10 protein-coding genes are annotated in these 10356 nt (G+C 57.4%); 4 read left to right on the top strand and 6 right to left on the bottom strand.

What is annotated here, in order from left to right; translation table 11 throughout:
* Positions 1-200: hypothetical protein (locus AC13CY_RS16065; RefSeq protein WP_483052799.1), on the top strand; the 200-nt coding region annotated here is incomplete at its 5' end.
* 28 nt (positions 201-228) lie between these two features.
* Here the strand turns inward: AC13CY_RS16065 and AC13CY_RS16060 are convergent.
* The 5 genes from AC13CY_RS16060 to AC13CY_RS16040 form a co-directional block, all read right to left on the bottom strand.
* Positions 229-378: a DUF6316 family protein gene (locus AC13CY_RS16060; RefSeq protein ID WP_160052790.1), complete on the bottom strand. Its 150-nt coding sequence runs from the start codon at positions 376-378 to the stop codon at positions 229-231.
* Between the two features lie 80 nt (positions 379-458).
* Complete coding sequence (locus AC13CY_RS16055) at positions 459-3605, bottom strand: efflux RND transporter permease subunit (RefSeq protein ID WP_483052798.1); 3147 nt, start codon at positions 3603-3605, stop codon at positions 459-461.
* A gap of 14 nt (positions 3606-3619) precedes the next feature.
* Positions 3620-4834, bottom strand: coding sequence for an efflux RND transporter periplasmic adaptor subunit (locus tag AC13CY_RS16050; RefSeq protein WP_009575228.1), 1215 nt, complete (start codon positions 4832-4834; stop codon positions 3620-3622).
* A 23-nt stretch (positions 4835-4857) separates the two neighbouring features.
* Positions 4858-6129 carry a TolC family protein gene (locus AC13CY_RS16045; RefSeq protein ID WP_227548807.1) on the bottom strand — a complete coding sequence of 424 codons (1272 nt, stop codon included), beginning with the start codon at positions 6127-6129 and terminating at the stop codon, positions 4858-4860.
* 102 nt (positions 6130-6231) lie between these two features.
* The gene (locus tag AC13CY_RS16040) at positions 6232-6579 is read right to left on the bottom strand and encodes a hypothetical protein (RefSeq protein WP_153740020.1); all 348 of its coding nucleotides are present in this window, start codon (positions 6577-6579) and stop codon (positions 6232-6234) included.
* A 103-nt stretch (positions 6580-6682) separates the two neighbouring features.
* On the opposite strand from AC13CY_RS16040, the gene AC13CY_RS16035 reads away from it, so the two are divergent.
* Positions 6683-6943, top strand: a complete 261-nt coding sequence (locus AC13CY_RS16035) for a hypothetical protein (RefSeq protein WP_483052797.1) — start codon at positions 6683-6685, stop codon at positions 6941-6943.
* Positions 6944-6958: 15 nt separating this feature from the next.
* On the opposite strand, the gene AC13CY_RS16030 is transcribed toward AC13CY_RS16035, so the two are convergent.
* Positions 6959-7915, bottom strand: a complete 957-nt coding sequence (locus AC13CY_RS16030) for an arsenic resistance protein (protein ID WP_153740019.1) — start codon at positions 7913-7915, stop codon at positions 6959-6961.
* Positions 7916-8517: 602 nt separating this feature from the next.
* On the opposite strand from AC13CY_RS16030, the gene AC13CY_RS16025 reads away from it, so the two are divergent.
* Positions 8518-9408 carry a sce7726 family protein gene (locus AC13CY_RS16025; protein WP_054641256.1) on the top strand — a complete coding sequence of 297 codons (891 nt, stop codon included), beginning with the start codon at positions 8518-8520 and terminating at the stop codon, positions 9406-9408.
* A gap of 7 nt (positions 9409-9415) precedes the next feature.
* Positions 9416-10351: a sce7725 family protein gene (locus AC13CY_RS16020; RefSeq protein WP_054641257.1), complete on the top strand. Its 936-nt coding sequence runs from the start codon at positions 9416-9418 to the stop codon at positions 10349-10351.
* The last annotated feature ends 5 nt before the right edge of the window (positions 10352-10356 follow it).

Here is a 10356-nt window from a genome sequence, read left to right as displayed (position 1 = left end):
GCAACGGCTGTTTGCTCAAGGCCGAAGTGTTTTCTACCCCCTCTGGAGAAGAGCGCCAGACGCCGAGGCACGAATACCAGACTTGTTCACCTCCTCAGGAGGACTATGCCGATGACACGCCGGAAAATGGGGAGACCCTAGGTCGCCTGTACCTTGGCGACTTTGTGGATTTTGGGCCATTGGCTACTCATCCATTTTGACAGTTTTCAGGAGTTCCGCAAGGCTGTCTTAGGCCGCTTTTTTGTTCGGGAATGGCCCGATATTTTGACCTTCACGGGTTAAAAAATACCAGTCACTGTTGATGGCGTGGATGCGATGTGTTCGAAAGGGTGAGGCTTCTTTCAAGTCATCTATTCGTTGCTTGGGTGGATCGTTCATAGTCTTTCCAGGATATAAACCGCAATAAAAGAACATTGAAAAAATCATGGGGAGATTCCCCCCCCACGATGGAGTGTTGGTTAACTATCAGTGTCGTGATTAATGTCGCCTGTGGGCGTGGAGTTACTGGCACTTCTGCCATGCAACAGCGCATAGAGCACAGGGAGTACAAACAACGTCAACAGGGTGGACGAGATAATCCCGCCGATCACCACGGTCGCCAGAGGACGCTGTACTTCGGCACCGGTGCCGGTATTGAGTGCCATGGGTACAAAGCCGAGGCTTGCTACCAGGGCGGTCATCAATACCGGCCGTAAGCGGATCAGGGCGCCTTCGACAATGGCCTTCATCAGGTCACCCTGCTCGTGCCACAGATCGCGGATAAAGGCGATCATCACCAAGCCGTTTAACACCGCCACCCCGGAGAGGGCGATAAAGCCAACACCCGCCGAGATCGACAGGGGCATGTCTCGCAGCCACAGGGACAGAACCCCGCCGGTGAGGGCCAGTGGCACGCCGGTGAAGATGATCAAGGCATCTTTGAGGGAGCCGAAGGCCATCACCAAGAGTGCGAGGATGATGGCGAGGGTCACGGGCACCACGATGGCAAGCCGCTGACTGGCGGACTGCAGTTGCTCGAAGGTCCCGCCGTAATCCAGCCAGTATCCGGCGGGTAGGTCCACGTCGTCCGCAATGCGCGCCTGTGCTTCCTCGACAAATCCGCCCAGGTCGCGGTCCCGCACGTTGGCGGTGACCACCACCCGACGCTTGCCGTTTTCCCGGCTGATCTGGTTGGGCGCCGGAGCCAGCTCCAGCTCGGCCACTTCCGACAGGGGCACATAGCCACCGTCCGGCAGGGGGACAGGTAGGTCCGCGAGGCTGTCCACATCCCGGCGGATGTCTTCGGGAAGACGCACCACCAACTGGAAGCGGCGGTCGCCTTCGTAAATCAGGCCGGCGTTTTCGCCCCCGACACCGGCTGCCACCAGATCCTGGAGATCATCCACGGTCAGCCCGTAGCGAGATAGCGCCATGCGCTTGGGGTGTACCGACAGCATGGGCAGGCCGGTCACCTGTTCGACCCGGGCATCGGCGGCGCCCTCCATGGATTCCACAACCTCAAGGACGTCGTTGGCCGATGCCAGCAACTGATCCAGGTCATCGCCGAACACCTTGATGCCGATGTCGGCGCGCACGCCGGAGATCAGTTCGTTGAAGCGCATTTCTATGGGCTGGGTGAACTCATACTTGTTGCCGGGAAGCATTTCCACCGCTGCTGCCATTTCCGCCACCAGTTCATCCTTGGTTTTGTCTGGGTTCGGCCATTGGCTGCGGGGCTTCAAGATAACAAAGTTGTCCGCTACGCTGGGGGGCATGGGGTCGGTGGCCACTTCCGGCGTGCCGATCTTGGCGAACACCTTGTCCACCTCCCCAAAGGCCTTCAGCCGTTCTTCCAGCTGCGATTGCATCTCGATGGACTGCTCCAACCCGGTGCCCGGGATGCGCAGGGCATGGAGTGCAATATCCCCTTCATCCAGTTGTGGAATAAATTCCGACCCCAGGGTGGTCGCCAGCCAGAGACAGACCGCTACCAGCGTGGTCGCGCCGCCCAACACCAGCCAGCGGAACCTCATAGCCACCCGCAGCGCAGGCCTGTAGAGCGATTTAGCACCGCTGATTACCGGGCTTTCCTTTTCGCTGATCTTGCCCCCCATAAAGACCGCAACAGCGGCGGGCACCACGGTCAGTGACAGCACCATGGCCGCCAGCAGTGCCATTACGACAGTGGCCGCCATGGGGTGGAACATCTTGCCCTCAACGCCGGTGAGAGAAAAGATCGGCAAGTACACCACAGTAATGATGGCGACACCAAACAGGCTGGGACGAATCACTTCGTTGGTGGCCTCGAACACCAATTGCAGACGTTCCTTGAGGGGCAACTGACCCTGGTGCTGGGCCTGGGACAGGCGCCGGATACAGTTCTCGACGATGATGACCGCGCCGTCGACGATCAGGCCGAAATCCAGCGCCCCCAGACTCATCAAATTGGCGGATACGCCAGACCGCACCATACCGGTGATGGTGGCGAGCATCGAAAGCGGAATGACAGCTGCCGTGATCAAGGCGGCGCGCAGGTTGCCCAGCAACAGAAACAGCACCACGATCACCAGCAGTGCCCCTTCAAGCAGGTTCTTCTCCACCGTGGCAATCGCCTTGTCCACCAGGGCTGTGCGGTCGTATACCGCCTCCACCTTGACGCCGTCGGGCAGGGAGGGCTGAATGGCCTCCAGCTTTTCGGCCACCGCCTGTGCTACCGCCCGGGAATTTTCCCCCACCAGCATCATGGCGGTGCCCATCACCGTTTCCTTGCCGTCGCGGGTGGCGGCGCCGGTGCGCAGCTCCTTGCCAATGGCCACTTCAGCTACATCGGCTACCCGGACTGGCACACCATCCCGGTTGGCAATCACCACCTGTTCAATATCGCCAATGGTGGCCAGCTGCCCGGGCGAGCGCACCAACAGCTGTTGGCCGTTGCGTTCGATATAGCCGGCGCCGCGATTGGTGTTATTGGCCCGCAGGGTGCTGACCAGTTCATCCACCGTGATGCCGAACTCCAGCAACCGTTGGGGCGACGGCGTGACGTGGTACTGCTTGTCGTAGCCGCCAATGGTGTTGACCTCGATCACGCCGGGCACCTGGGCCAACTGGGGTTTGATGATCCAGTCCTGGATCTCACGCAGTGCCGTAGCGTCCAGCGGACTGCCATCCGCTTGAGTGGCACCGGGCAGGGCTTCTACGGTGTACATGAAGATCTCGCCAAGACCGGTGGCGATGGGACCCATCTCCGGCTCCAGCCCGGGTGGCAGCGCGCTCTTGATGGCGCCCAAGCGCTCATTGATCAGGTTGCGGGCGAAATAGATGTCCGTGCCTTCCTCGAACACCACCGTGACCTGGGACAGGCCGTAGCGGGACAGGGACCGGGTATAGGACAGGTTGGGCAGGCCGTACAAGGCCGTTTCCACCGGGAAGGTGATGCGTTGCTCTGCCTCCAGGGGCGAATAGCCCGGTGCCTCGGTGTTGATCTGTACCTGGACATTGGTGATATCCGGCACCGCGTCGATGGGCAGGCGCTGAAAACTCCACACGCCCACGCCGACCAGCACCAGAATAAGGGATAACGTTAAAAACCGCCGCTCTACCGAGAAGCGTAAGATGGCGTTTATCATCAAAGCCTCCTGGGTTAGTGGTCGTGGGATGCGCCGGATTTTTCGATATCGGCCTTGATCAAATAACTGTTTTCCACCACATAGCGATCGCCTGCTTGCAGGCCGCCCAGCACCTCAGTCAGGTTGCCGTCGCTGCGGCCCAGCTCCAGTGGGCGGATCTCGTAGGTGTCATCCACCTGAATAAACACCACGGTCCAGTCCCGGAAGGATTGCAGGGCGCGGTTGTCAACCACCAAGGGGGCCTCCACCGTTTCCACCACGATATCCCCGGCCACCAGCAAACCGGGGGTCAGCAGTCCCTCGGCATTGTCGACTTCGACCCGGGCCAGGGTGTAGGGCGCGTTGCCGGGTGCCGGCAGCAGGTGGCGGATGGTGCCTTCCCGGTCAATGCCGTCAGCCTTCAGTCGGACTTTCTGGCCAATGGCAACCTCGGCCCGTTGGCCGGGGAAGACCTTGAATTCCGCCCACAGAGTGGTCAAATCGGCAATGGCGAATAGGGGTTGCTCCCCGGTCATTTCTCCGTTGCTGATCCGACGCTCAATGACGATCCCGTCGATGGGCGCTCGCAGTGCGTAGGTTTGCAGGCTTTCGTTGGACTCGACTTGAGCGAGCACGTCACCACGCTCGACCCGATCGCCCAGATTGACCTTCACCTGGCTGACCACGCCCGGGAAACGGGCGCGGATCCGGGCAATCTGCTGCGGTGCCGTGGTCAGGCTGCCGTAGGTGGTGAGGCTGCGCTCGATGGCACTCGGCCCGGCTGCGGCCGTTGTGATACCCGCTTTTCGGGCGATAGCCGGGGCGATCCGGGTGCGACCTTCGTGGGATTCCCAGTGCCAGCGGTAGTTCTTGCCGTCCATGGCGAGGCTCACTTCTACGTCGAAGGAGTGGGGTTCGGTCACCACGCCATCCCCCAGCCAGTAGTCCCCCTGGTAGGCGAAGTCGAAGGTGTCCACTTGCCCACCCAGGCGGGTGAGCTGGACATTGAGGTCAATATCATCAGTAACGGCGCGGCCATCCCTGGTGACCCAGGCCCGGTATTCCGGTGGGACCCCCTGCTCGAAGATCTGCAGTTCGACGGTGGCGTCGTTCTGTTGCAGCAGTATGCCGCCGTGAGGCCCCCTGGCCTCTGCCTGCGATTCGTCGTGTTGTTCCTCGGCAGCTTGTAAGGGGCTGATGGCAAGGCAGGTGGCCACCAGAATCAGACAGAGTTGTTTTATCAGTTGCATGGTGTGAATCCTGAATTTGTGGGTTAGCGCGTCGGGGCGCCCGGAACAGTCGCGAGTGGCTGCGCCGTAAGTTGTTCGATCAACGCCTGGTTGAGCAGCGCCGTGGTGGCGGCGTCGACCAGTGCCTCCCGTGCTGAGAGCAGCTCCCGCTGTGCGGCGGTCCACTCCACATAGCTGTAGCGGCCGTTTTCATAGGCTTCGCGGGTCTGAGTGAGTGCCTCGGTCAGGTCGGGAAGCATTTGGCTGCGAATCTGCTCAACAGTCTCGATGCTTTGTTGCCGCAAGTGGTAGGCGTCGAACAGGCGCGAATGGAGGCGCAGCAGGGTATCCTCCCGGCGGAATCGGACCTCATCCCGCGCCGCCAGGGCGGCCTGCACCTCGCCGCGATTGCGCCGTCCGGAAAAGAGCGGTACCGAGAGCCCAGCGGTCAAGGCCGTATCATCCGTCTCTTCGAAGCGCCGGATGCCGACCTGCCAACGGATGTCGCTCTCGGACTGGCTGCGCGCCAGCTGAATTTCCGCTTCGCGGATACGCTGTTCGCTGGCGTAGATTTGAATGGCCGGGCTGTCGCTGACCCGCTGGTACAGAGCAACGAAGTTGTCGGAGGAACCGAACTGGAACAGGTCGCCTTCCAGCATTTGAAAGTCCGGGCTGGTATCACCCCACAGGGAAGCCAGAGCCATTTTCCGGCTCTCGTAGGCGGCTCGCAGATGGGACTGCTCAATACGACTCTGGGTGAGCGCGGCCCTGGCGCGCAGGACTTCGGCCTGGGGCGCCGCGCCGCGGTCGGCGCGACGGGTGACGATCTCGTGGGTGGCCTCGGCCAGCGCCACGGCTTCAGCGGCGAGTTGGAGTTTTTCCTGCAGGGCCAGGGTGGCGACAAAGCGCTGGGTCACCTGTCCGAGCACATCCAGGGTCTCGGCCCGGCGCTCGGCCTCGACGCGCCCGTATCGTGAGTCAACCACGCTGACGCGGGCCTGACGCTTGCCGCCAAGTTCGAGAACCGATGACAGGGATAGGGTGTACTCTGCCCCGTCAACTCCTCGCAGATTGTCGCTGCCGAGGAAGTTTTCCACTTCCAGGCCGGCCTCCAGGGCAGGATTTTGATCTGCCGTAATGCGGCGGCCATCAAGGCCCTGAAGGCGAAAATCGAAGACCTGGAGGCCGGGGTTTTGCGCCATGGTCCGCGAGAGGGCCTCGGACAGAGTGAGCGGTTTCTCCCCGGCGTGTGCCAGGGCAGCACCGAATGCCAGCGCTAGAAGGGAAAAGGCATGGATAATAGAGTGGGACGGCATTGCGCGCCGCCCAGTTTTCATGGGCATTCTGAAAAGCATGAGGCTGCTCCTACGAAAGTCTAAATGACAGTTGTTCCCCGGGTGGGGAAGGTATTCGCAGGGTCAGGAAACGGGAGGGCGGAAAAGGGAGGATTGAACCCCGGTGGTGAAGTTGGCTTGGTAGTCGGACTGTACTATTCCCGCAGCCAAGCCGGAAATGTCTGTGAGGGTTCCCAGCAACACCATGTGAAAGCAGCTGTGGCTGTGATGGCCATGGTCCGCTGAATGACTGGGGCTGTCGGGAGACGACTTGGTTGCCTGATTTTCGCTGGAAAAATCCGCTGATTCGTGTGAATGCTCATCATAATGTGGCATTGCGGGGTTGTGCGGTTGTGCTTCATAGGCAATAGATGCCACTGACTGCAAAGCAATCAACAGCGTCATTGCGACTATGAAACAGCGTTTAATCATGCAAGTGGTCCCGGAATTTGATCGTGAGCCTAGCAGAAAGGCAACCACATAGAAAGGACTGGACTCCCATGGCGTTACGTGTGTCCGTAGTGCGCTGCCCTGAGTGGCGGGCGATTGCACCGACCAACCGCAGTTCGTCTATGTGGCTGCCGCCGGGGGCAGCCGGGCCGGGATCAATATGGCCGGCGGCGACGCTATGCTCGATCTTCGCGCCATGCCGGCGGTCATGGCGATGCGGGCCAATATGACCGTGCAGAAATTGGCTGAAGAGCTGTTTCCCTACCGGACCACAGTGGAAGGGCTCAAGCACTGCGCCCAGACTTTTACCAAGGACGTGACTCAATTGTCCTGTTGTGCCGGGTAAGGCTGCGTTCCCGGCTCAGTCGGAATGCCTGATCAGGTGCGGCAGCCAGCGCAGATACGCGACCATACCGAACAACTCGACCAGGGATTGGAAAACAATGACAACGACAGCGGCCCGCCAGGGTTCCGGCAGTGACAGGGCCAGTGGCAGCATAACGAAGGAGTTTCGGGTGCCAAAGCTGAAGGTGAGGGTGCAGCTGGTAGTGGGTGTGAACCCGAATAGTTCGCTGAGCCCCTTGCCGATAATGGCGGCGGCAACCAGGTAAAGTACAAAGACTAGGAGCGCGGACCACAGCAGGGCGCCATTGTCGATCACCAGGCTGACCTGGGAGCCGGCAATCAGAAACACCACCAGCGCCAGCAATGGCACGGGCAGACACCCAAGCCAGTCCACCAGTGTTTGCGCTCGCTGGTGCTTTTCCGTCAGCCGTTCGGTTAACCAGGCCAGGATCAGCGGAGTGACAATCAGTCCGAAGAAGGCTGGCAACAAGTGGCTGCCAACCGCCAGTTCAATGGCGATATTGCCCATGAAGAGCCAGATGTAAACGGGCAGCAAAATGAGCTGGACAATCAGGAGGATCGGCGCGGCCGCGATGGCCCGGGCACCGTCCCCGCCACCGAGATGGGTAAAACTGATAAACCAGTCCGTACAGGGTACCAGCAGTACCAGCAGCACGCTGAGACGAATAGCGGGATCATCCGGTAACAGCCACAATAGAAGACCAACGACCACTGGTATCAGAATAAAATTGCCCGTCAGCAAAGCGGCCAGAAAGCGGCGATCACGAAATGCCGACCTGAGATGTATCAGTGGTACCTGAGTGAAAGTGGTGTACAGGAGAACGCCCAGTGCGGGCCAAAGCAGCGCTTCCCAATGACGGGTCTGCTCTGATGACATCCAGCCGATGGTCATGCCGGCCAGGATGGCTAGGAGATAAAGCCAGACTTGATATCGCTCCAATTGTTCGCGCATTTAAGGCTGTTCCCGCTGTTTTTTCGAGGGCACGATAGTATCATTGGGGCGCAATGAACTCCCGACACTTGCCCTGAGCATTTCGGCAGGCTTCGAGGGGGACTGAAATCTCTTTAGGTTGGGTCGGGAGAGATACGGTAAAATGGTTAGCGTCAGCGTTATACCTTTTTTCTGACAGTAGCGGGGATGGGCGTCTCCACAGGGTTGGTGGCTTTTTACCCGGTTTGGCTGGTTCTGACCCTGTTGAGAGGAGCTGCCAGTAAAAAATGAAATTATTTTTAAGGAATTTCTGAGCATGGTATTTATCATGGTGTTACCGATTATCAGTATAATAAGCCGTTGAAAATAAAAGACAAAAATGGCTTATTGATAATAGAGTGGGAGTGAGCGTAGGCTTATTTCTTATATAGTTGCGTGGGCGCAAGTGATGTAGCCTAACCTTAAACTGTTCGGTATCAGGTCTATATTTAGTATTGAGAATATGCAACGGTAAAGTTGTTCGCTTCGAGCGGCGGTAAGGATACTGCCGTTTTTGCTAAATGTAGGTTAGGGGTCAACTCATGCCCCCTGATTTGTCCGAAATGGACGGCTGAGGTAGGAGTATGAAAAATTATAGTACATCGCAACTGTCCGCCCTGACCCGACTCTTCTCTGCAGCTGTCTTCCGTGAATTGGCGAAAAAAGGCCAGTCTGGCTTATTCTGTCGGTTACTGGAACAAACAAACTTGCTTGATAATGCCGGTTCGGGTGCGACTGTTGGAGATGTTTTCGACCAAGCATTCGAAATTTTGAAGGTCGCAGGACAGCGCGATGAATATATTTATCGGGCGGCTATCAGCCAGAAGATACTGATGGGAACGCATTCGCTACGCACAGCTTCGATGCTCAATGAGTTTCGTGCTGGTAGTAGCAAGGCTGATCTCGTCATCTTGAACGGCACAGCTACCGTCTATGAGATCAAGTCGGAGCGGGATTCGCTTGCGCGACTAGCCAACCAGGTCGATAACTATAAGCGTGTTTTCGCCAAGGTAAATGTAATTGCGAGCAAAGATCATATAGAAGGCATAATAGAAACGGTTCCGAAAGACGTAGGGGTAATGTGCCTTTCTAAGCGCTTCCGGATAACAACAGTGCGCGAAGCAGCAGAGCGCCCTGAGCGAATCTGCCCAGTAACCGTTTTTGAGTCATTGCGTATGGCTGAAAGCAACACAATCTTGCAGACGATGGGCGTGGTGGTACCTGAGGTTCCTAACACTCAACGGCACGCGACTATGCGTGACCTGTTCTCTAGGCTAGACCCGGTAGAGTTGCATATAGAGATGGTTCGCACGCTCAAGCGGACGCGTGATCTTTCATCACTTAGTGACTTTGTCAATCGTTTGCCCAAATCTTTGCAAGCAGCGGCGCTTTCTATATCGGTGCGCCGCTCTGATCACTCGAAGCTGATTGATGCCATTGAGACTCCGCTTCAAACAGCTATGACTTGGAGCTGACCTTCGTATGTATTATCCCTATTTTCGCGGAAAACAATACGAGCTAATTACTATCCGCGAGACGTCAAAGTTGCTTGCCGAAAAGAACTTTGTGCCTGTGATTGAGCCTGTGCGGGAGTCACTTGGCAGCCTTAAGAAAACATTGAGTGCTGTGTGCGAGGCAGGTGGGCGCGCTATAGTTATCGTGAACCCTTATCACGGTGACCACAAAAAAGACGGGGCGAGCATTACTGGTCTACTCCAAGAATATTTTTGCGAAGTTGACAATATCTCAGCTGGCATTTTATTGCGTAATGATATGAATGCAGATGAAGTAATAGCCTGCTATGACCAACATGCTGATCATCAACCTGTTCTAGTCCACGCGGGCTTCACTGCCCCCAAGGAGCTGGCGGCTGCGCTTAAGAAAAACACGGCGGGCCTCGATAACGTATTTATAGAAGATCATGCAAAAATGCTCTACCGGAAGCACTTCGACCAGGGCAAACGCATTCTCGTACGCGACGGCTTCAAACGGCAACGTAACGCCGATTATCTTCCTGTAGAGGAGTTCTCCGACCTTCATGTCACCTATGATGAACTCCGCATGACGGGATTTGGAGATTTTCTTATCGCTGGCGACGTTTATAGTGAGAGCGGTGGTCCGGCTTACGCCGTCGCGATCCACTTGACTTTCATTGATCCTGACAAAGACGATGTCATGTATGTCTACCACTTTATCTCTGATACTAACGACACTCCAACCGACCCTGCTGGCAAGTTCGCTCAGGCGCTGGAGAAACTGATCGCGAAACTGGATAGTGACAATTCCCACATTCTTGAAACTGAGGCGATAAAGGAGTTTCGCTCCCTCCATGCTAAAGGCCATTTTCCAGGCCTCGGCTACATTAAAAAGCTCTCGATGAAGCATCACATCGAGACACTTGCCGACTATCTTGGTTAAGCCTT

It is taken from the genome of Vreelandella sp. L-15, assembly GCF_056857635.1.
Note: the sequence above shows the minus strand (reverse complement) of the source record. Positions and strands in the feature narration are given on the sequence as shown.